The 23,209-nt window shown below is 59.5% G+C and carries 14 protein-coding genes; 11 read left to right on the forward strand and 3 right to left on the reverse strand.

Features of this window, described 5'->3' with window-relative positions:
- The first annotated feature begins 59 nt into the window (after positions 1–59).
- The 5 genes from ABIQ96_RS21815 (at position 60) to ABIQ96_RS21835 (ending at position 6,033) form a co-directional block, all read left to right on the forward strand.
- Positions 60–2,525, forward strand: a complete 2,466-nt coding sequence (locus ABIQ96_RS21815; protein ID WP_348216759.1) for a DPP IV N-terminal domain-containing protein — start codon at positions 60–62, stop codon at positions 2,523–2,525.
- A gap of 36 nt (positions 2,526–2,561) precedes the next feature.
- The gene (gene mgtE / locus ABIQ96_RS21820; protein ID WP_348216760.1) at positions 2,562–4,010 is read left to right on the forward strand and encodes a magnesium transporter; all 1,449 of its coding nucleotides are present in this window, start codon (positions 2,562–2,564) and stop codon (positions 4,008–4,010) included.
- A gap of 99 nt (positions 4,011–4,109) precedes the next feature.
- Positions 4,110–5,219, forward strand: a complete 1,110-nt coding sequence (locus ABIQ96_RS21825; RefSeq protein WP_348216761.1) for a glycerate kinase — start codon at positions 4,110–4,112, stop codon at positions 5,217–5,219.
- A 3-nt stretch (positions 5,220–5,222) separates the two neighbouring features.
- Entirely contained in the window at positions 5,223–5,621 is a 399-nt protein-coding gene (locus ABIQ96_RS21830) for a cupin domain-containing protein (protein WP_348216762.1), read from the forward strand.
- 49 nt (positions 5,622–5,670) lie between these two features.
- Complete coding sequence (locus tag ABIQ96_RS21835; protein ID WP_348216763.1) at positions 5,671–6,033, forward strand: DUF1622 domain-containing protein; 363 nt, start codon at positions 5,671–5,673, stop codon at positions 6,031–6,033.
- 10 nt (positions 6,034–6,043) lie between these two features.
- Here ABIQ96_RS21835 and ABIQ96_RS21840 read toward each other — a convergent pair whose 3' ends face one another.
- Positions 6,044–6,919 (reverse strand): AraC family transcriptional regulator, encoded by an 876-nt coding sequence (locus ABIQ96_RS21840; RefSeq protein ID WP_348216764.1) that lies wholly within the window; start codon positions 6,917–6,919, stop codon positions 6,044–6,046.
- 140 nt (positions 6,920–7,059) lie between these two features.
- Here ABIQ96_RS21840 and ABIQ96_RS21845 point away from each other — a divergent pair, with 140 nt between their 5' ends.
- The 5 genes from ABIQ96_RS21845 (at position 7,060) to ABIQ96_RS21865 (ending at position 18,054) form a co-directional block, all read left to right on the forward strand.
- On the forward strand, positions 7,060–7,929 hold the full coding sequence (locus ABIQ96_RS21845; protein ID WP_348216765.1) for a phosphoenolpyruvate hydrolase family protein: 870 nt from the start codon (positions 7,060–7,062) through the stop codon (positions 7,927–7,929).
- 12 nt (positions 7,930–7,941) lie between these two features.
- Positions 7,942–9,150, forward strand: a complete 1,209-nt coding sequence (locus ABIQ96_RS21850) for a Tm-1-like ATP-binding domain-containing protein (protein WP_348216766.1) — start codon at positions 7,942–7,944, stop codon at positions 9,148–9,150.
- Between the two features lie 40 nt (positions 9,151–9,190).
- The gene (locus ABIQ96_RS21855; protein ID WP_348216767.1) at positions 9,191–13,366 is read left to right on the forward strand and encodes a PVC-type heme-binding CxxCH protein; all 4,176 of its coding nucleotides are present in this window, start codon (positions 9,191–9,193) and stop codon (positions 13,364–13,366) included.
- 113 nt (positions 13,367–13,479) lie between these two features.
- Positions 13,480–17,238: a PVC-type heme-binding CxxCH protein gene (locus ABIQ96_RS21860; RefSeq protein WP_348216768.1), complete on the forward strand. Its 3,759-nt coding sequence runs from the start codon at positions 13,480–13,482 to the stop codon at positions 17,236–17,238.
- A 39-nt stretch (positions 17,239–17,277) separates the two neighbouring features.
- Positions 17,278–18,054: a ThuA domain-containing protein gene (locus tag ABIQ96_RS21865; RefSeq protein WP_348216769.1), complete on the forward strand. Its 777-nt coding sequence runs from the start codon at positions 17,278–17,280 to the stop codon at positions 18,052–18,054.
- Positions 18,055–18,124: 70 nt separating this feature from the next.
- Here the strand turns inward: ABIQ96_RS21865 and ABIQ96_RS21870 are convergent, their stop codons facing one another.
- Positions 18,125–19,069, reverse strand: coding sequence for a histone deacetylase (locus ABIQ96_RS21870; RefSeq protein WP_348216770.1), 945 nt, complete (start codon positions 19,067–19,069; stop codon positions 18,125–18,127).
- Positions 19,070–19,252: 183 nt separating this feature from the next.
- Between ABIQ96_RS21870 and ABIQ96_RS21875 the strand changes: the two genes are divergently transcribed.
- Entirely contained in the window at positions 19,253–19,399 is a 147-nt protein-coding gene (locus ABIQ96_RS21875; protein WP_348216771.1) for a hypothetical protein, read from the forward strand.
- A 38-nt stretch (positions 19,400–19,437) separates the two neighbouring features.
- On the opposite strand, the gene hrpA is transcribed toward ABIQ96_RS21875, so the two are convergent.
- Positions 19,438–23,124, reverse strand: coding sequence for an ATP-dependent RNA helicase HrpA (hrpA, locus tag ABIQ96_RS21880; RefSeq protein ID WP_348216772.1), 3,687 nt, complete (start codon positions 23,122–23,124; stop codon positions 19,438–19,440).
- Positions 23,125–23,209: the final 85 nt, after the last annotated feature.

The raw sequence follows: 23,209 nt of genomic DNA on the forward strand, positions 1-23,209 counted from the left end.
CCCTCCATTTTTGGATTACTTGCAAGAGGCCCTGCATCGCACTAGTTTCCGAGCCAAACATGAAGTTCCCCACCGCGATTCTCTGTCTCTCCAGCCTCATTGCCCCGGCGGTGTTCGCCCTCGACGTTCAGAAGGAAATGCAGCGGGCCGACGAGTTCGGTAAAAAGGCACCTTCCCTGTTGCTCGGAAACGAAGTGCGACCTTACTGGTCGGCGGAAGATTCTCACTTGATCTATCGCGTCAACTCCGGCGTCAACGAGCATCGGTTTATCCAGGTCGATCTCGCCTCGGGGGCGAAATCACCGGCGTTCGATCACGCGCTGTTAGCGACCGCGCTCGGCAAGGCGGCGGAGCAAAACGTCGATCCGAACAATCTTCCCGTCGAGCAGTTGGAAGTCGCGGCAGACTCGCAATCCCTGCGCTTCCGCGCGTTCGGAAAATCGTGGCGCTACACCGTCGCCGACCAACAGGTTTCACCCGGCGATCTGCCACCCAAAGGCGTCGATCTGTTACCGCCCGAAGCCGCCATGCGCGGCACCCGCCGCAATGGCGACGCGACGGCGCTCACCATCGAGAATGCCACTCCGGGTGAGATCGAGATGTTCTGGGTCGACCGCACCGGCGAGCGCAAGTCGTACGGCAAGCTCCCGCCAGGTCAAAGCTCCACACAACAGACTTACGCCGGACATGTCTGGCTGATGACCGACAACAACGGACAGCCCTTGGCCGGAGTGGTGACTCCCGACGCGCCGTCACTGGCACGCGTCACCGAACGGGTGAGGCCGCAACCACGGCCGAAGGAAAATCTATCACCCGATGGCAAATGGCGGGCGCTCATTCTGAACAACAACCTCGTCATTGAGCCCGTTGCCAGCGGAACCTCCATCACCCTGTCCAAGGACGGCACCGAAGGCGACTCCTATACCCATCCGCTGCAATGGTCGCCGGACTCGAAAAAACTCGTCGCTTTCCGCGTGAAAAAAGTAGAAACGCGGAAGATCCACATCGTCCAGTCCTCGCCGCCGGATCAGCTCCAGCCGAAGCTCAAGACCATCGACTATCCGAAACCCGGCGATGACATTGCACAACCAATGCCGCATCTGTTCGATGTGGAGAACAGCCGCGAAATCCCCGTCGATCACGCGCTGTTCGACAATCCTTGGGAAATCTCCGAACTCGCCTGGACGAACGATTCCACAGAATTCTCCTTCGTTTACAACCAACGCGGACACCAGGTGATGCGCATCGTCGGCATCCGCGCGGACTCAGGATCGGTTAGAACGATCTTCGAGGACACCAGCAAAACCTTCATCGACTACTCGCAGAAATTCTTCATCCACCGCCTGCCCGCCACCCGCGAGATCCTCTGGGCCTCGGAGCGCGAGGGATGGAACCATCTCTATCTGATCGATGAGATTTCGGGCGAGATCAGGAATCCCGTCACCAAGGGAAATTGGAACGTCCGCGAAGTGATCGCTGTGGACGACGGGAAGCGCGAACTTCTGATCAAACAGGTCGGCGTGACCGGCCAGGATCCTTACTACGCGCATTTCGCGAGAGTGAACTTCGACGGCAGCGGATTCACTCCCCTAACAAGCAGCGACGGCACGCACCGGATCGATTTCTCGCCGGACCGGAAATTCATTATCGATACCTGGTCGCGGGTGGATCAACCGCAAGTCGTGGAACTTCGCCGCGCTGACGATGGCAAGCTCGTCAGCGAACTCGAGCGCGCCGATGATACAGCGTTGACGAAAACCGGCTGGAGCCGCCCGGAACGCTTCACGGCGAAAGGCCGCGATGGCAAGACCGACATTTACGGCATCATCATCCGCCCGGCGAATTTCGATCCGTCAAAAAAGTATCCCGTGGTCGAGAACATCTATGCCGGTCCGCATGATCAGTTCGTTCCGAAAGCCTATCTCCCGTGGTCCGGAATGAACGCGATGGCCGAACTCGGTTTCATTGTTGTCAGCATCGACGGCATGGGCACGAACTGGCGCAGCAGGGCCTTTCATGATGTCTGTTGGAAAAACCTCGCGGACGCTGGATTCCCTGACCGCATCGCATGGATCAAGGCCGCGGCAGCGGGTCGTCCGTGGATGGATCTTTCCCGCATCGGCATCTACGGCGGCAGCGCGGGTGGTCAGAACGCGCTCGCCGGGCTGCTGCATCACGGAGATTTCTATAAAGTCGGTGTCGCCGACTGCGGCTGCCACGACAACCGGATGGACAAGATCTGGTGGAACGAGGCATGGATGGGCTGGCCGGTGGACGAAAGCTACGAGCGGAATTCAAACGTGACCCACATCGACAAGCTGACCGGCAAACTGCTTCTCGTCGTCGGCGAGTTGGATACAAATGTGGATCCGGCCTCTACCGCCCAGGTCGTCAACGCCCTTGAGAAAGCGAACAAGGATTTCGATTTCCTGCCGATCATGAACGCAAACCACGGCGCTGCGGAAACGCCCTATGGCAAGCGGCGACGTGCGGAGTTTCTGGTGCGGAATTTGATTGGCGGATGATCCAACGGGTATCGCTACGCGTTTGAAGTTTCTCGCTTGGCCCTCCTTTTCCTTGCCGGTTCCAAGGCTGCCGCGCACTCTCCGCGCGTGGCGGAAATCCTCGATGAAGAACCCATGACCGAATTGCTTCGGGCGCTGGAGGCGTCCGACTGCTCGGCCTTGCTCGCGGCCGCCGAGGATATCCACTATGCCGACCTCGCCCATCTTTACGAAAACCTCGACGACGAGAAACGCGACCTTCTGCTCAAGACGATCGGCCCGGAACTGGCGACTGATGTGGTCGCCGAACTCCCTTACCCGCTCATCGAGGAGGCGCTGAACCATTTCAAGCCTGCCCAGCTCCGCGTGTTGCTGGGAAACCTGTCGGACGACGACCGGGTGGACGTTTTCCAAGTCGTCAGCGAGGAGGCGCAGGTTCGCTTCTTCAGCTTGTTAGGTCCCCGCGACAAGGAGCTCACCCGCAATCTTCTCAAATACAACGAGGACACCGCAGGCGGCCGGATGACGACCCAAGTCGGCCGTATCACCGCGGACATGACGGTGAAACAGGCCATCACCGTGCTCCGCCGCGATCGTGAGGATACGGAAACGCTGGCGCGGATTTTCGTCGTCGATGCCCAGGGCCGGCTGGTCGGAAAAGTTCGCCTCCGCGATCTCGCGTTCAGTACTTGGGACACACCGATCCACGACATCATGGAAGCGGCGGACGAATACATCCTCGCTTCCGCCGACCAGGAGGAAGCCGCCCGAACCTTGTCCAAATACGACTTGATCGTGCTGCCTGTGGTCGATGAATTCCACCATTTGCTCGGTGTCCTAACATACGACGATGCGTTGGAAATTCTCCAGGAAGAGTCCACCGAGGATATCGAAAAACTCTCCGGTATCGGCGGCGAGCAATCCGAGGTTTCTTATCTCAACACGAGCGTCGTCCTGCAATATCGCCGCCGTGTTTCCTGGCTGGTGGGACTGGCATTTGTCTCGATCGGTTCGGGATATGTCATGTTCCGTTTCAGCGAGGAGCTGGAGAAAGTGAAGCTGCTGGCACTTTTCCTGCCGATGGTCGTGGCCGCTGGAGGAAACTCCGGAGGACAAGCAGCCACCATGGTCATCCGGGCGATGACCTTGGGGGAAGTCGGCACCGGAAAAGCGTTGAAGATCGCATGGAAGGAAGCCCGCACGGGAGTATTGTTAGGTCTTACACTCGGCATCGCGATGGCGACCTTCATCATTTTCATTCTTCCGCACATGAAGAAGGGAACCGGAGCGGATTTTGATTTCCTGCATCTCGCCCTTGCCGTATCGACCGCTCTTCTGGCCCAGGTTCTGTCGGCCACTACTTTGGGGGCGCTCCTGCCGATCTGCGCCCGTGCCATCAAGCTCGATCCGGCGGTTGTCTCAGCCCCTTCGCTGGCGTCCACGGTCGATATCTCCGGGATGATGATCTATTTCACCACCGCAGGAGCCATCCTGAATTTGCACTAGCGGGTGCGGCGCCACATGTGGACGCGGAGTAAGGGAATGTGGACTCGCGGCAGAAAATGCCGCTTTTCCAGAGGGGAAAAAGCGAGTTAGCTGCATGCGATGCCACGCCGCTATCTCATTGCCCCGGACAAGTTCAAAGGGTCGCTCTCGGCACCAGAGGCGGCTGCGGCGATCGCCGACGGCATCCGGCAGCGCGAGCCGGATGCATTGATCGACCTCTGTCCGATCGCCGATGGTGGCGAAGGATTTATGGAAACTTTGGCCACAACACTGGACGGGCATTGGATTTCCTGTCCTGCGGTCGATGCGTTAGACCGGGCGATTGAAAGCCGCTATGTGCTGGCCAAAACACCCGAAGGGCCGACAGCCGTTATGGAAATGGCCGAGACCGCCGGATTGTGGCGACTCACGGCGGACGAAAGGAATCCCATGATCACGACGACCAAGGGAGTGGGCATGCAGATCGCCCACGCGATTTCCCAACATGCGGTGACACGGATTATTCTCGGTATCGGAGGCAGCGCGACGAACGACGGAGGCAGTGGAATGGCGGCCGCGCTCGGCATCGATTTCCTGAGTACGAATGACGAGCCCATCGAACCGAATCCAACCAATTTACCGACTGTCCGACGAATCGACGGGAATTTCCGCATCGCCTTGCCGGAAATCATCGCGGCGTGCGATGTGGACAATCCCCTCCTTGGTTCCCGCGGTGCGACCGCGATTTTCTCCGCTCAAAAGGGATCCACCGAGGATACAAGAATTTCGCTGGAAGCGGCGCTCGCGCATCTGGTCACGGTCAGTGATGCCGAAGATGCAGCACTCATCCCCGGTGCCGGAGCCGCAGGCGGGCTTGGCTTCGGGCTGTTGCATTTCGCCGAGGCAAAGCTCATCTCCGGCTTCGACCTGCTAGCAGGATTGTTGGATTTGGAAAACCGGATCAGGATGGCGGATCATGTGATCACGGGCGAGGGCTCCATCGATCATCAGAGCCTATCAGGAAAAGGTCCGGTCGCCCTCGCCAGGCTCGCCGCAAGCCAGTCGGTCCCGGTCACCGGCTTCTGCGGGATGGCGGACGACGAGGCGCGGGCCAGCGGAATTTTCCAATCACTCCACGCTCTCGCCGACACCGGCCTGCCATTGGAAACCCTGATTTCCCAAGCCGGTGCGTTGCTCACTGAAATGGTCGCCAATACCGAACTCACCTGATTTATGAAAACCCCGTTCATCACCGAAGCCGAAGCCATGAAGGAAGATTTCAAAGGCCGCACCAACTACTGGATGTGCCGCCCGGAAATCACCAACGCCAAAGACCTGCAAGTCTGTCGCGCCGTCCTGCCCGCGGGTGAAGGCCATAATTTCCATCACCATCCCGAGCTTGAGGAAGTGATCTACGTCCTCGAAGGCGAGGTCGAGCAATGGGTCGGAGAAGAAAAGAAGCTTCTCAAGGTCGGCGAGGTCGCACACATGCTGCCGGGCGTCATCCATGCGACGTTCAACATCAGCGACAAGGATGCCGTCATTCTCGCGATTCTATCACCCGGCTCACAGGTCGGGCCGTTCATGGTGGACGTGAGCGGCGAAAAACCGTGGGCTACGATCCGAGGTTGATTTTCACCCGGACGTCCCCAATCTCGAAGAGAACTATCCCATCCATCGCATGTTTTCCTCTCTCCGAGAATGGACTGATGCCATAGGCACCGGCGTTGACGTCACCGGTGTCGCGGTCATTGTCATCGGCATGATGCTCGCCACCTGGCGGTTTCTTTCGAACTGCCGCCTGACTGGGGAAGGAAGCTACATCCTCTACCGACAGGAAATCGGCCGCTCAATTTTGTTAGGACTCGAATTCCTGGTAGCCGGCGACATCCTGCGCACCGTGGTCGTGGCTCCTACCATGGAAAACGTGAAGGTCTTGGGAGTTATCGTCATCATCAGGACGTTCCTGAGCGTCTCCCTGCAGGTGGAACTCGAAGGCCGCTGGCCGTGGCAACCGAAGAAACCCGAGCTCCAAAAGGACTAACGGAACTGTTTCAATGCCGGAACTCGGAAGGCCGCCAGCCGATCCATTTGTTAAACGTATTGGAAAACGTGAATGCGCTTTCAAACCCAACGGAGCGGGCGATGACCTCCACCTTGTCATCGGTGATGGACAGCAGGTGACGCGCCCGCTGGAGACGAAGATGCGTTAGATGCTGCATCGGGCTGCGGCCGAGCTCCTTCCGGCAGAGTCGGCGCAGATGTTCGCCGCTGAGGCAAGCAACAGCAGCGAGTTCGTCGAGCGTCCACGAATGGGCGAGGTCGGTTTCCACCCGTTGCCAGACCCGCCAGAGCCGGTCATCCGAAGTATGAGGTTGGGCGAACCGCAGCACATAATGATGCACCAGTTCGCTCCAATGATGCAGCGCGGACGCTCCGTTTTGCGATGTGCTCTCGGCATGGAGTCCTTCAATCGCCGCCTTGAGCGGTGCGGTGTCGAAGGCTCCGGTGACGGGTGAGATCGACGAAACAATGGGCCGCGTCTCGCGGGCTTCGCGGTAGCGCACCCAAGCAAAATTCCACGGCTTTCCGGGAAGGCATTTCAGCGCGTTCATTACGAATGGCGGGAGCAGACACGCCTGGCCCGAGCGGATGCGTTTCCACTGGCCATCGGCGAGGATCACCCCTTCCCCTTCGAGGCAGGCCAACATGAAGGTGCCGCTTTGGTTGGCACGGACAATTTCAAACGGTGGCACCGCTTTCATAATCCCGCAGTGCGAAATGTGATGCTGCGCGAGCAGCGGACAAACCGGCCCATCCTGCATCCAACCTCGCAGATCGGAAACGTCGGCCCGCACGACTTGGTAGCGCGTTGACTTGCCGAGAATTTCGACGTCGTGCGGCTGGGTTGCGTTTTCGGAAACTCTCATGGGACGGTCCGGAAAAGGCTAGCGGCGGCCACATGGGGCGTCGAGCTTTCGATTCGCATGTGGATGGCGGATAGTCGAAAGTGGATGAACCGCACGCATCCACACTCGACGCCGCGAATCCCCGCAGTAATACAAACGTCATGCCAAACAAATGGACTGGAAAAGGAAATCCTTACACCCGCAGTGAAGTCGTCGCCCGTCTCAATGACACGCTCGACAAGGGCCAGGCGATCATCGCCGCCGGCGCGGGGGCTGGGATCAGCGCGAAATTCATCGAAAAAGGCGGTGCCGATCTCATCATCATTTATAACAGCGGCCGCTTCCGCATGATGGGCCACGGCTCGACCGCGGGCATGATGGCCTACGGTGACGCCAACGCGATCGCCATGGAAATCGGCGAATACGAAGTGCTTCCCGTCGTCGAGGAAATCCCCGTAATCTGCGGCGTTCACGCCACCGACCCGCGCCGCCGCATGTGGCACTGGCTCGGCAAGGTGAAGGAAATGGGCTTCTCCGGTGTAAACAATTTCCCCACCCACACCATCGTGGACGGCCACTTCCGCGGCGTGTTAGAAGAGACCGGCATGAGCGTCCAGAAGGAATACGACATGGTCGGCCTCGCCGGAAAAATGGACATGTTCTCCATCGTCTATGTCGGCTCGCCGGATGAGGCCGTTCAAATGGCGAAAAACGGCGCGGACGCGATCATCGCCCACGTCGGCACCACCGTCGGCGGCTCGATCGGCGTGACCAACGCGGTTGTTAGCTGGGACGACACCATCAAACGCACCCAGGATATCATCGATGCGGCGAAAACCATCAACAAGGACATCTTCTTCCTCTGCCACGGCGGCCCGATCAACACTCCCGAAGACGCCGAACGCGTGATCAAGGCCACCGATTGCGTCGGCTTCGTCGGTGCGTCGAGCTTGGAGCGCATGGGTGTCGAGGCCTCGCTGACCAATCTGACCCGTGAGTTCAAGGCAATCACCGTCAAACGGAAGAACTAACACCCATCCGCCATGGCCACCATCGCGGTAATCGGAACCCTCGATTCCAAGGGTGAGGAGCACGCCTTCGTCGCGGAGAAAATTCGCGCGCGCGGGCATCGCGCTTTGCTGATCGACGTCGGCAGCGGAGATCCTCCCACGGTCACGCCGGACTTCACCCGCGAGCAGGTCGCCGCCTTTGCGGGGCTTGATCTCACGGATTTGTTAGTCCGGAAGGATCGCGGCGAATGCGTGGTGGCGATGAGCAAGGCCGCCCCCGTTTTCCTATCCAAACTGGCGGCTGCACACGACATCGACGGAGTCATCTCCCTCGGCGGCGGCGGCGGCACGGCGATTTCCACCGCCGCGATGCGGGCTTTGCCACTCGGTTTTCCGAAACTGATGGTGTCCACTCTGGCAGCGGGAAATACAGCTCCATATCTTGGCACGAAGGACATCGTCATGATGCCGAGCATTGCGGATATCGCGGGGCTTAACCGCCTATCAAGACTCATCTTCTCACGAGCAGCTGGGGCGATCTGCGGGATGGTGGAAGCGAAGATCGAATCCGATGACGCCCGCCCGCTGGTAGTGGCCAGCATGTTCGGAAACACAACCGCCTGCATCACGGAAGCGAAGCGCATCATTGAGGAGGCCGGTTACGAAGTGCTCGTTTTCGCGGCGACCGGAGCAGGTGGAAAGTCGATGGAGGCGTTGATCGACAGCGGGATGGTCGCCGGCGTGCTCGATCTAACTACCACCGAGTGGGCGGACGAACTGGTCGGTGGAGCGCTGAATGCGGGCCCTGATCGGATGGACGCCGTTGCGAGGGCGAAGGTCCCGGCGGTGATCGCTCCGGGTTGCCTCGACATGGTCAATTTCGGTGAGAAGGCATCGGTTCCGGAGAAATACGCGGGACGAAATTTCTACATCCACAACCCGCAGGTCACGCTCATGCGGACCACGCCGGAAGAATGCAGCCAACTCGGCCGCATCATCGCGGATAAGGTCAACCGCTACGAAGCTCCGGCCGCGATCCTGATTCCGAAAAGGGCGATCAGCGTCATCAGCGCGGCAGGCCAGCCGTTTCACGATCCCGCCGCCGACGAGGCATTGTTTTCGGCGATCCGTGAGAATGCCCGCGTTCCGGTCGAGGAGTTTGACGAGGAGATCAACAGCCCGATTTTCGCCCGGGCTTGTGCCGAAAAGCTTCTTGAATTGATGACTGCGCCCCGGAATTGAAAAATCCAAGACGTGGTGTTGGTAGTGACAGGTTCAACCCATGATCAAAAGCCTTCTCATTCAAGCCGCGTTGACTTTGGGCGTGGTCTCGCTGCTGCCTGCCGCTCCGGTCTCTCTTTTTGATGGTAAATCGTTTGCCGGTTGGGAAATTCGCAAGGGCGAGGAAAAGTGGTGGAAGGTCGAGGACGGCATGATCACCGGCGGATCGCTCACGGAAACCGTGCCATTCAATACCTTCATCGCGTCCGCCAAGGCTTATGGCGATTTCGATCTCAGCTACAAACTCCGGTTGGTCAAGGGTGAGGGTTTCATGAACTCCGGGATGCAGATTCGGAGCAAGCGGGCCGAAGCTGATTCCGAGATGATCGGCTATCAGGTGGACGCCGGGGCCGGCTATTGGGGAGATCTTTACGACGAGTCCCGCCGGAATGTCGCCATGGCGAAATCGGACGGCACCACGGCGAAGGATTGGGAGTGGAACGACTACCGCGTGCTCTGTGAGGGATCGCGAATCCGGACTTGGATCAACGGCGTGGTTGCGGTGGATTTCACGGAGAAGGATCCCGGTATCGCAGCTAACGGTTTTCTCGGTCTGCAAGCCCACGGTGGAGGAAAATTTCTGGTGCAACTGAAGGACATTTTTATCACCGAACTCCCGTCGCCGGGTGGAGTCCGGTCGCCGGAGACCGAACGCGCCAGCTTCAAACTTCCTGCCGGATACTCCGCCGAACTCGTCGCGTCCGAAGAACAGGGAGTCGGCAAACCGATCACCGTGGCTTGGGACAAGCATGGAAAGATGTGGACGATGACCGCTCTCGAATATCCGGTGGATGCGAACGAGAACGAAGCGGCCGCGAGACAGCTTTATCAACACGGAGGGAAAGACCGGGTTCTGGTCTTCGACGAACCTAACACAGCGGGCCCGCTGACACCGCGGGTCTTTGCGGACGGCTTGGCGATTCCACTGGGAATTCTGCCGACCGATCAGGGCGTTTACGTCCAGCACGGTCCCGAGATCCGGCGTTATCATGATGACGACGGCGACGGCGAGGCTGACGGATTCGATGTCGTTCTCGAAGGTTTCGGATTCCAGGACTCCCACCTGTTCCCCCACCAGTTCGAACGCGCGCAGGGCGGCTGGATTTATCTGGCGCAGGGCGCTTTCAATTATTCGAAGGTGCGTCGGCCGAACGGGCTGAAATTCGATGATGGCACCACGACCGTCGATTTCAACAACTGCAAGCTCGCCCGCTTCCGACCCGATGGCTCGGCATTCGAGCCGCTGACCGGAGGACCTAACAATATCTGGGGACTGGTCATTACCCGCAATGGCGAGACTTTCGTCCAGGAAGCGAACGACCTCGGCTATCCCGTCGCCGAATTCGCACCCGGCACGCATTATCCGACCGGTTCAGGAACGAAACTCCGCGATGACGCTCCTATCCTGACTCCGTCCACTCCTAACGAGCCAATGGGTGGAACCGGACTCAGCGGCCTCGCCTTGGCCGAGGATACCGATACTCCTTTCGCCAAGGGACAGGGAGATGGCGCGGTGTTTTACCTGGCGAACCCGATCACTTCGAAGATCCAGATTGTGACAATGACCCGCGATGTGAGCGGTCACCCGATTTACAAAAAGGGCGCGGATTTCATGACTACTGGTGATCCATGGTTCAGACCGATTTCCGTCCACTTCGGACCGGACGGATGCCTCTATGTGGTCGATTGGTATAACAAGATCATTTCCCACAACGAGGTGCCGCGGACCCATCCGGACCGTGACAAGACCCGCGGACGGATCTGGCGAATTCGTCATGAAAGCCAGCAGCCTCCCCCGCAAATCGATTTGGCGAAAGTTCCCGATAAAGAGCTGATCGGCCAACTCGCTGGAGACAATGCCCTGATCTCGTCACACGTATGGCAGGAAATCGGTGATCGAAAGGCGGTTGAACTAACCGATCCACTTCAGGCGATGATCACCGATTCCTCGAAGCCGCTTCAGAAACGTCTGGGAGCGCTTTGGGCGCTTGAAGGATTGCACACGGTCAGACCTCCCTTGCTGGTAAAACTCGCGGGGTCGCCTGAAGCCGAGTTTCGTTATGAAGCTGTGCGGATCGCCGGTGAGAATTCACTCGGAGAGAGCGATTTTCTCGCGGTCATCTCCGCGTTGGGAAATGAATCCCACTTCCGGGTCCGCGCCGCCATTGCCAATGCGGTGCGTCAACACCGCCAACCCACTCCGAAAATCATCGCCTGCGCCGCGGCACTCGGACTCGAACCCGCCAAGGGAAATGACCGCGCCGCCTACGACCGGACCTTTGAACGCTATCTGGCCCGGTGGGCGATGTCCGTCCATCCCGAAGCCACAAAGGAAATGATCGCGACTGTCCCGCTGACGATCGAGGCAAAGCTGTTGGCCGTGCGTTCACTGGACACGACCGAGGCAGCCGCCGGGATGGTCAAATTGCTTCCCGACATCAAGCGCCCGCTGGCGTCCGATGAACTCTCCTTGTTAGGAACCCAACTGTCCCAACCCGATGTGATGCGGGGATTCAGCGAGCTTCTCGGAGACCCGGCCCGCTGCGAGCCGATGCTGCGCAGCATGCTCCAGTTCGATGCCAAAACCAGCACATCAGCAACACTGGCCAAGGCGGTGGAACTCGCCTGCACGAAGCTATTGGACGAACAGCGGACGCCGGATCGCGAGCACCTCGTCGTCCAACTGGCGCGGCGATTCCGACTGCGGTCGCTTTCCAACGAAGTAAACCGCTGGCTGAAAAGCCCACAACGAAACAACGCCGAACTGGCGGAAGGACTCGCCAGCCTTCGTGAAATCGGCGCGGTGGATCCACAGGGGTTCCGCACCTATCTGGACCACGCCGATGACCTCGTTCGGCGCGAAGCAATCATTGGTTTCGCCAGCGCCGACGATGCCGTGGTGGTTGGTGAGTTTTCAGAGCGCTGGCAATCCCTAACTGGATCACAGCGCTCGCTGGCCGTGAACGGGATGACCTCGAGTCCGCTGAAAGCCACAGCCTTCGCCAAAGCCATGGCAGCCGGAAAATTCCAAGGATTCGACGGCACTGCGATTGAAAAACTCATCGCCGCGCTCGGAGCCGGACACCCGGATGTCGCCGCGGTGCTCAACGCGAACAAAGGCCTGTTGATGCCGGTGCTTCGTTTCGGAAACGATGGCCCGGGCCGCATCGTGACGAACACGACCCTCAAGGGCCCATTCACCGTCGAAACGTGGATCAAGCTGCCCGCTCCGATCGACAACAACGATGGACTGTTAGGAAAACAAGGCGGCCCGGACATCAATTTCTACGGCGCCCACCTCAGGGTATTTGGCGGCGACGATGTCGGCGACATCATCAGCGCGGATCGTGAAATCAAACCGGACCTGTGGACCCATTGCGCGATCACCCGCGACGCGGCGAACCGTTTCAAAATCTATCTGGATGGCGAGCCCGACACCGCACAAGGCAAGGAATTCGCAGGCGATTTCACCGCATTCAATCTCGCTGAAACCCATCGCGGAAGGGACACCGCCGCAAGTTTCGACGAAGTCCGGGTTTGGAAAATCGCCCGCACCTCGGAAGAGATCCGCCGCGATGCCCAGACACGTTATTCCGGTGGAACGACGCCGGCTGGACTCGTGATGAGAATCACCGGCGACCAGCCTCTCGAAAAACCGGAAGGCAGCGCCGGCATCACCCTCACCATGGATTTTCCGAAGCTCGTCTCCCCTGCCGAGGCGCTCGCACTGGATGAGAAATTCACGCGTTTCAGAGCCATGACGGCGCTACAGGGAGATGCTGCCAACGGAAAAAAACTCGTCCAAGCGACCTGCATGATGTGCCACCAAATCCAGGGTGAGGGCACCTCCATCGGCCCCAATCTCAGTGGTGCCGGAGCCATGGGCGTCGAGGCTTTGCTGCGGAACATCCTCACACCCAACGCCCAGCTTGAAAGCGGCTATTATCGTCATGATGTGAAAAAGCGCGATGGGACGGTCGTCAGTGGATTTCTCGCCAGTGAAAATGAGGACTCGATCACCCTCCGGATCATCGGCGAGGATGAACGGGTGATTCCGCGGGCGGAAGTGATTTCCCACGAAGTGTCGCGCCGCTCGCTCATGCCGGAGGGCTTGATCGATGGATTTTCCGAGCGACAGGTTTCGGACTTGTTCGCTTATTTGAAAACCCTGCGCTGATACACCGCTTGATATTCCACATCCACCAGTGACCTGTTTCCGGACAAATTTCCTACCGCTGGCCCGTTAAGCCGGACAACATTTCAAGAACCCACCCGCTCATTTCCTACTTCATGAAATCCCTGCCACCTCTGGTTTCCCTGCTCGCCATCCTTGCTGCCGGCTCCTCGCTGATGGCCGCCCCGCTGAGGGTCCTTGTCGCCAGCGATGACAATGCGTTCAGCGATCCCTACTCGGCGGCATTGAAAAGCGGCGGTGCCCAGATCGTCGTCACCAGCGAGCCGGACGAGGCGAAGCTATCACACGCGGATGTGGTTCTGATCCACCGCAAGAAATTCGAGGCCTACACCGTCGCCACGCAATCCGCGCTGACGGCATTCGCCAATCGCGGCGGCGGCATTGTGGCGGTCAACGGTGCAATCGCCGCAGGCACCGCGGAATGGGGCAAGGCCACCCTCGGCGGCGGCTGGGACGAGAAGGACAGCCGGAAATTCAGCAGCCTCATGATGCTCTACGTGGTGAGCAATTCCCACCCGATCGTCAAAGACTCCTCGCCCTTCGACATTGTTGATGAAACGCTTTACGATCTAACACTATCTGATGACATCTTCGTGCTCGGCTCCGCATTCACGCCCAAAGGACGCGACGCGAAACGCGGCGATGGCCCGAATGTCCCGGGTCGCGATGTGCGTGCTTCCATTTACGACCTGCAGCCGCAGATGTGGACTTATGAAACGCCGAAGCATCGCGCGGCGGTTTTCCTGCAAGGTGCGCCTGAAACACTTGCCCACGCGAGCATGCGTTCATTCATCCTGCGTGCCGTGGCCTGGACCGCAAAGCGCGAGAACGTCGATGAGTTCTGCACCAAGGCCGACCTTGCCACCTTACGCTATCCGGCTGGCGGTCCGCGCCGTGCGGAGGATGAGATCAAGCAATTCAAAATGCAGCCCGGCTTCGTCGCCAGCGTCGTTGCCGAAGAGCCGCTGATCAACAAGCCGATCGCCATCCAATGGGACGGTGCCGGCCGCCTATGGGTCGCGGAAACTCCGGAATATCCTAACGGAAAGCGCCCGCTCAAAGGCCCGGCATGGAAGGAAACCGGCGTGCTCGACCCGGGACACTACGACCGCCCCGGCCGCGACAGCATCAGCATTCTTGAGGATTCCAATCACGACGGCAAGATGGACAAGAAGCACGTGTTCTACACCGGCCTGGAACTTGTCACCGGTTTCTGTCTGCATGAGGACGGCGTCATCGCGGTCGCCCAGCCTAACATCGTTTACCTTCAGGACGTCAATGGCGACGGCACGGCCGATACCGCGACTCCGCTCTTCGGTGGCTTCGCTCCCGGAGACACCCACTTCGTCGCCAATCATTTCAACAGCGCCCCCGATGGTTGGATCTACGCCAGTACCGGCAGCGGTGCCGATGCCACCGATCCGAAGTCAGGAAAAGTGATGGCCAAGATTTCTCCAGGCGTCTTCCGATTCCGTCCGGACGGATCCGCCATCGAGCAAGTGGCGTCCCAAGGCGGAAATTCGTTCGGCGGCGAAGTCACCAGCGACATGGAAATCTTCCACGGCAAGGCCACCAGCGGCAACCCGATCCAATACGTCGTCCTTCCGGAGTGGGTTCTCTCGAAAGCACCTAACACCAAGGCTCCAAGCTTTGTTTCCGTGAACCCGGGACGCACCGTCGCCCGCACCGATCTATCAGACCGTGCGCCGATCATGCAGATCGACCAGGTCGGCCGCTACAGCGCCGCATGCTCGACCGCCATCTACGAAGGCGGAGCATGGCCGAAGGAATATGATGGCAAGATTTTCACCAGCGAGCCGATCCTCGACATCATCCATTTCGAGGAACTCAAGCCCGATGGACCGTCCCTAAAGGGCGAGTTGGTATTGAAAGATCAGGAATGGCTGCGCTCGATGGACTATTGGTTCTGCCCGGTCGATGTATCCTTCGGTCCCGATGGCGCAATGTATGTCCTGGATTTTTACACTCCGGTTGTCACCCACAACGATACCCGCGGACCGGCGCACAGTGCTTCCGGAGCATCCATCCGTCCGGACCGCGACCAGTATTTCGGCCGCATCTATCGTATCCAGAGCGCGTCCGCCACCAAGTTCCCGATCCCGGATCTCTACAAGGCCAATGCCGCCGCGCTGGTCGCCGCGTTCAAGCATCCTAACAAAACCGTCCGTTTCAATGCCATCCGCATTCTGTTGGAGAAGCCGAAGGATTTCGGAAAACAAGCGGTCCCGGCGCTGACCGCGATGGCCACCGGAGAATCGTTCGCCCCCGCCCGCATTCTCGCCCTGTGGGCACTGCAGCGCCTCGGCGAACTGAAGCCGGCGACGCTCGATACCGCTTTCTCGGCCTCCGAAGCGACCGTTAGGAAAAACGCCATGCTCATCGCCGAGTCCGGCGGCATCCCGCTGGCAGCCAAGGAGGCCAGCGCGGGCATCGCCGACAAAGACGCGCGGGTCCGCCTCGCCACGTTGCGTGCTCTCGGCGCATCTCCCATGTCACCGGAAGTCACCTCCCTGCTCCTCGCCAGCGGTGGAAAATTTCCCGACGACTGGTCGAAGGCGGCCGCCGACGCAGCCAGCGCCCGCAATCCCTCCTCACAGTTGGAGACGATCCTGACTGAAGCCGGAAACGCCGGCCAAAGCGAGGAATCCGTACGCTCGCTAGCCTCCTCGCTTGCCTCAGGTGGCAACCAAGGCCAGTTGCTGGGCGTCCTCCAGGCCTCCTCTTCCTCGCCGAATCCCAAGCTCGTCGCGGTCGTCCTGACTGATCTCGGCAAGTCCCCTCCAGCAGCTCCGCGCAACCTGAGTGCCGCTCTTGAGGCTCTCCGGCCCATCCTGGCATCGTCCGACAGGGCTCTTGCCGCAGCAGCTCTTCCGCTCGCCGTCGCGTGGGACAAGAGCGGATTCTTGAACAAGGAAATCACCAAGGCCGCAGGTGAACTCATCGCCGTCGCCCGCGATCCTAAACAACCGGATCTGGTCCGCGCCGACGCGATCCGCACCTTGCTTCCGGCCCGCTCCGCCAACAAGTTCATCCTGCCTAACATCCTCGCGCTTCTGACCAAACCCCAGCCGGATTCCCTCGGCATTCCGCTTGTTACCTCGCTCGCCACCACCGGTGAGCCTGAAGCGGGCAGCGCCCTGACCGATGCCTATCCGACCCTTCCTCCCGGCCAGCAGGAAGCTGATTTCACAGCGCTTGTCGGCCGACCTACTTGGACGAAACTGCTATTGGATGCGATCGAGTCGAAGAAAATCCCGGCGTCGTCATTCGGCCCCGCCCAGATTTCGCGCCTCACCTCCCATCCCGACGCGGAAACCGCCAAACGCGCAAGCGCTCTGTTCGGTGGTCCCGGCAGCGGAGCCGAGCCCGGCAAGGATCAAATCATCACCCAGTTGCTTCCGCAAATCGAGAAGCCAGCCAACATCGCCAACGGCAAGCAGATGTTCACCGCCGTTTGCTCCATGTGCCATCAGCTTGAAGGTGCCGGAAATGTCTTCGGTCCCGATCTATCAGGCATCGGCTCGCACCCCTACCTCGAACTCCTCACGCACATCGTGAATCCAAGTCTGGTCGTTGACGACGAGCACCGCACTTGGAACATCGTTATGAAAGACGGAACCCTATACTCCGCCCTCATCGCCAGCGAAAACGACGCGCGCGTGCAGATCCGCCAGCCCGGTGGTGTCACCATTGATTTGAAACCCGGCGACATCGCCTCGCGCAAGAAGGGTGAGAACTCGCTCATGCCCGAAGGACTCGAAGCCATGGGTGCCGACAACCTCCGCGACATCATCGGTTATATCCGTTCCTGCGCTCCGAAGACCACCCACTGAATGCTCTCCAGAACTAACCCATCCCATCACCGACATTTCATGAAAACCAATCTATCAAAAATCTCCCGCTTGGCGCTTTGCGCTTTCGCTCTTGCTCCCGCCCTCAGCCAACCGTTGGCCGCGCAAAGCCCGGAAAGCACCGAACCGATGGGTCAGAAATTCGCCAATCCCAAGCTCGCGAAAACCCTCCGCGTCCTGCTGGTCGGTTCCGGGAGCTCGCACGATTTCCCGAAATACTTCCTCGGTAGTGACGAGGTCACCCTCAAAGCCGCCGGTGGCATGGACGTCGCCGCCACGCCGAATCTTGAGGAAGCACTCGCACTTCTTCCCGAAGCCGACGTGTTGGTTTTCAGCGGCAACCACGATCAATACGGCAAGGAAGAGTTCCAGAAAGCGCTCAACGACTTCGCCGACAAGCGCAAGGGACTGGTCTTCCTCCACGCCGCCACTTGGGACCACTCCGCTTGGAAAGGCTACAACGATCGCTTCATCAACGGCAAGACTCCCAATCACGGCAAGGGGGACTTCGAAGTCACCGTCAAGGATACGAAGTCGCCTCTGATGAAAGGCGTCCCGGCGACTTTCAAAATCTACGATGAAAACTACCATTTCGAGCCGGGGCCGAAGGCCAAATACGACATCTGCGCCGAAAATGCCCCCGACGGTGGCCCGGATCCACACGCGAGTGTCTGGACCGTCAAGGACCGCAAGACGCGCATCGTTTGCATCACCCTCGGTCACGATGACAAAGCCCACGACAATCCCGCTTACAAAGCCATCCTTACCAACTCGGTGAACTGGGTTGCGGGTCGCTAACAGTATTGATTCATTTCAGGCAATCATCCAACCGGCGGGGCACTTGGGGTCCCGCCGGTTTTTTTTGCGATCAGAGCGCCCGGACGTGCGCGACCGCCGCCGAAGCCAATCCCTGCGGATTGTAGCCGCCTTCCAGTGACGAAACAATCCGGCCGCCACACCATTTCTCCGCGAGAACAACGCAGCGGCGGGTCATTTCGGCCAAAGTCTCATCATTCCAGCGCAACCCGCCGATGGGATCATCCACCCGTGCGTCGAAGCCTGCGGAAATCAGCAGAAAGTCCGGCTGGAACGCGTCGATTGCAGGTTCTAACCAAGCACTCCACGCCGCCAGGGCGACACCACCATCCGAATTTCCCGGCAGCGGAATATTGAGCGTCATCCCCTCGCCCGCGCCTTGACCTCGCTCCGCGGCGGGACCGGTAAATGGATAGATATTCTGTTCGTGGAGCGAGGCGTAGAACACCGAGGGATCCCGGAGGAAAATCGCCTCCGTGCCGTTACCATGATGGACATCCCAGTCGATGATCGCAATTTTCCCGAGTCCATGTCGCGACTGCAAATATCGGGCGGCAATCGCGACATGGTTGAAAATACAGAACCCCATCCCGCGCGTCGCCGTCGCATGATGACCCGGCGGCCTCACCGCGCAGAATGCCGAGGAAACGTCACCGAGCATCACCGCGTCCACTGCCCCTAACACCGCACCAGTCGCCTCCAATGCGACATCGTAGCTCTCATGACAGATCGCCGTGTCACCCGTCCGCAGGCAGTCCGAAAAAGTCTCCACGTCGCGGTAAACCAGATCGTGATAATCGTGATCGTGCGCGAGGAGGATTTCCGCGACCCGCGCCCGCCGACCCGGCAGCCGCACAAAATCATCCGGTAGTCGGGCCAGCGCCGCTTCCAGCACCTGATATCTCTCCGCTGACTCCGGATGGCCAAGTCCGGTATCGTGCCGCTCGTAGCACGGATCGAAATGGATGCCGATTTTCCGGGTTCCTTCAGGCGTCATGGTCCGGAATATGGCACATCCCCTTCGTAACCCAAACATTTTGCAGGCCCCACTTCGCAGCGCAGATTTCCGTGGCAAAATTCAAGTTCCGGGCGATGGTGTCTGGAATCGTTGATTCCCCGCTGGCGGCTTTCCGCCGCCGCCATGCCCGCAATCGAGGCGGAAAACTCAACCTCCACTGTCATGAGTGACAAAAATCCAAAGGCGAAACGGAAGACTCAAGCCCAACAGCAGCAGCACAAGCAGCAGAAAATGGACGAGAGAAACCGTGAGCAGGAACGGATCCACGAGCTTCACATGATGAAGCACCCGCACGAAATGAAAAGCTGACCGGCTTTTCATAGCGGCTGTTGTGGAAGATCGGAACGCTAGCGCTTTTCCGAGAGCATTTCTTCGATCCTTTTTTCCGAGACCTTTCCTAACAGCTGAATGTCCGGAGCGAAAAGTGAGATGCGGTATTCTTCCAACGCCCACCCTGCCGGCCAATGAGCGGGATCATCGGGAGACTCTGTGTGATCCTTAAACCACGGCAGCCAAAGACGCCGGAACCGATCCATTTTCTCAAGATCCTTGACGATCGGCAATGAGGACAGCCGGCCTAACCGGGAACGGATGGCACGCAGCCTCCGCGGATATTCACGAAGACTCGCGAAACCGGCACGCCAGGCGAAATCCTTGCGGAATAGCCAGGTGAGCTGCTCCTCGATGTCCTCCGCGATCTCGCCGAGGTTGCGGTCCTTGAGATTGGCAGCAACCCACTTTTGAATCTCCGGCAGGATTTCGAAAATTTCGTCGATCGATTTTCCAAGGACAGCGGCGGCGTCATACCAACCTCCTTTCGCCTTTTCGGTGAGAGCTCTAAACTCATCCGGCGAGCGTGGGAAGACTCCGCCCGCCGCACCTTCGGCGGCTAACAAGATCAGTGTATCAAGGGTCGTGCCGCCGACTCCGAGTCTCGGCATTTCCACCTTTGCCATCAGACCTAGCGGAAATTTCTTCTTCAAGTAATTCACCTGATCCTGATGCGCCAGCCAGAGCAATCTCGCTCCACCCGCGCGGTGGGACTCGGCGGCGAGCGCGGCGCTGGTGACGGCTCGGACGCCGACGGATTCCCCCTCGTCCACCAACGCCGGATAGGCCGCGCCGCCGGGAGTCATGACAAGTTCCGGCAGGCTTTCGCCATCCCACGTGCTGATGCCCTTTCGCTCGACGTCGGCATTAGCCGCGGCTTCGAAGCGGACACGCATGCGGTCGGCGAGCTGAAGTTTGAGGACAGCCACATCGTCACCCATTGCGAGTTCCTCGGCGTTGTCATCGCAGACCCAGATCTTGGTAACGAGTTCTGGTGGCAGTTTGCTAACATCGTATTCGCCGACCGGGACATAGGCTCCGTTGCGATCCTTCATGTGCTCGGAGAGCGCTTGGAAAATGGAACGATCCTTGGGCGCGAAGCTCCATAATTCAGCAAAACTTTCGGCTGAGGGCCCGATCGGCTGGCAGATGCGGCGGTAGTCTTTCGGCAGCGAACGCAGCAGGATTTCGGCGCGTTCGCGGAGATTTCCATCAACGCCCCAAGCCGAAAGCCAGTCGGGAAATTTCGGCAATTGATCGACATGCACCCCGATGGTCACGCCGTCGTCGCGTTCGCCCTGAGCCGTGTGATAGTAGAGCGAATACTCCACGCCGCCGTGGAGCAGCGTATCGGGAAATCCCTCGAGTCCGAGATAGCCGAGATCTTCGTCCACCACATCGCCCACACCTAACATCAAACTGTCCTCGTGCCTCTCAAGCCATTTGTGGAACGCGGCGGCGGTGTGGATTTCACCGGGGATGTGGTTTTCGTAAAACCGGATGATCGCCTCGTCGCTCCACAGCCCGCCGGGGCGGCGAAGCTTTTGTTCGATGGCCTCAATCTCCGCGCGCATGTCGGCGACGTAGTCGAGGAATTTGCTGCGTTGCTTCAAAGCACCGCCGACCACACCCTCACGCAGGAAAATTGTTCTAGCAGCCTTGGGATCGACACGGCCGTAGTGGATTCGCCGGCCTGCGACGATGTGTAGTCCGCCGCAGACGACGGTTTCCTTGCCATAGACCGCGCCTTGGTTTTCATCCCAATGCGCCTCTCCATACTTGCTCTTGCAGAGATGCGGCGCGACTTGCTCGACCCACGCCGGATCGATCCGCGCCACGCGGCGCGCCCATAGCCGTGAGGTTTCGACAAGCTCCATGGCCATCACCCACTCGTGGCGTTTGGGAATTCCGAAAAGGCCGGAGCCGGGAAACACGGCGAAGAATCCGCCATTCGCGCTGCGGTAGGATTTCGACTCGCGGTCCCATAGGCCGAACTGGCGCGGCACGCCTGACAGAAGCGCCTTATGGATGGTCGAATAGGCACCCGCACCCGACAAATCCTTGCCGATCTCACCGAGTTTGAGTTTCCACTCACGCTCCAACAGATCGGCGAGTTCGTCGCGGACGTTCGCCCACTCCATCACGCGGCGGGCGTTGAGAAATGCGGGACCGCAGAATTTCCGCAGGGCGTTGCGCTGCCAGCGGCCGCGGTTGTCGCGGAATTTTGCGAGTTCGTTCCACAGGCGGAGGAGTGAGATGAAATCGCTGTCACCATCCTTCCATTTCGCATGCGCGGCATCGGCCTCGCGGGCTTTTTCAGCGGGACGTTCACGGGGATCGTTGGACTCCAGCGCCGCGACGATGGGCAACACTTCCGCGAGGCAATGTTCCTTGCGGGCTTCGATCAGCATGCGGCCTAACCGCGGATCGACCGGCAGGCGCGCCATCTGGCGGCCGTAGTCGGTGAGGTTCTTTTCCTTATCGAGCGCGTTGACCTCGCGCAGCGTGCGGTAGCCTTCGGAGACAGCTTTCGGCGATGGTGGATCAAGAAAAGGAAACTCGTCGATCTCCGGCAGGTTCAGCGCTTTCATCCGCAGGATCACACCCGCTAGAGAACTGCGGCGGATTTCCGGATCGGTGAATTCGGGACGCTCGGTGAGTTCGATTTCCTCATAAAGCCGGACGCAAACACCATCTCGGACACGACCGCAGCGGCCTTTCCGCTGGCGGGCGCTGGCTTGGCTGACAGGCTCGACCTGTAAGCGCTGTACGCCTTTTCCCGGGCTCCAACGGCTGACGCGGGCGACGCCGGAATCGATGACACAGGCGATACGAGGAATTGTTAGCGATGTTTCCGCGACGTTGGTCGCGAGGATGAGGCGGCGTTTGTTGCCGGGATTGAAAACGCGTTGCTGGTCGCCGAGGCCGAGTCTTGCAAACAGTGGCAGAACTTCCGTGCCACGGTATTGACGGCCTTCGAGTGCGTCGGCGCACTCGCGGATCTCGCGCTCGCCTGGCAGGAAGATCAGAACGTCGCCATTCGGTTCCACTTCGCCGAGATAGTCCACCGCGCGGGCGACGTGCTGCGGCAGATCCTCGTCGTCGAAGGGAGGAAGGAAAAACTCCGCGACGGGAAACATCCGGCCGGGTGCTTCGATCACGGGCGCGGGCACGCCGTTGTTTGAGAAAAATTCGGCGAAGGATCCGGCGTCGAGCGTGGCGGACGAAATGACGAGCTTGAGGTCCTTGCGGCGTTCGAGCAGGCGTTTCACGTAGCCTAGCAGGAAATCGATATTGAGGGATCGTTCGTGCGCTTCGTCGAGGATGAGGGCTTCGTATTGTTTAAGATCCCGGTCTCCCTGCGTTTCGGCTAACAGAATTCCGTCCGTCATGAACTTGATCCGCGTTTCGCGGGAGGTCTTGTCCTCGAAACGAACCTGATAACCGACGTAATCACCGAGCGGAACTTGCAGTTCCTCTGCCACGCGTTTCGAAACACTCGCCGCCGCGATCCGGCGTGGCTGGGTGCAGCCGATGCGTCCGCCGTCGTCGCCGAGCGCCTCGCAGACCATTTTCGGAAGCTGGGTAGTTTTTCCCGACCCCGTTTCACTGACGACCACGACGACCGGATGCGCGCGGATGGCCGCGAGGATTTCCTCCCGGTGCTCGACCACCGGAAGTTCCTTGGGATAATTCCACCGCATCACTCTGCCGCCCTGCTCCACGCTTTGATTTTGTTTTCAATGACGGCCGGTGACCGCCCGGCAAAATGCAGGGAGGGGCATGGAG

Origin of the sequence: Luteolibacter sp., assembly GCF_039920825.1 — a bacterium.
GTDB lineage: Bacteria > Verrucomicrobiota > Verrucomicrobiia > Verrucomicrobiales > Akkermansiaceae > Luteolibacter.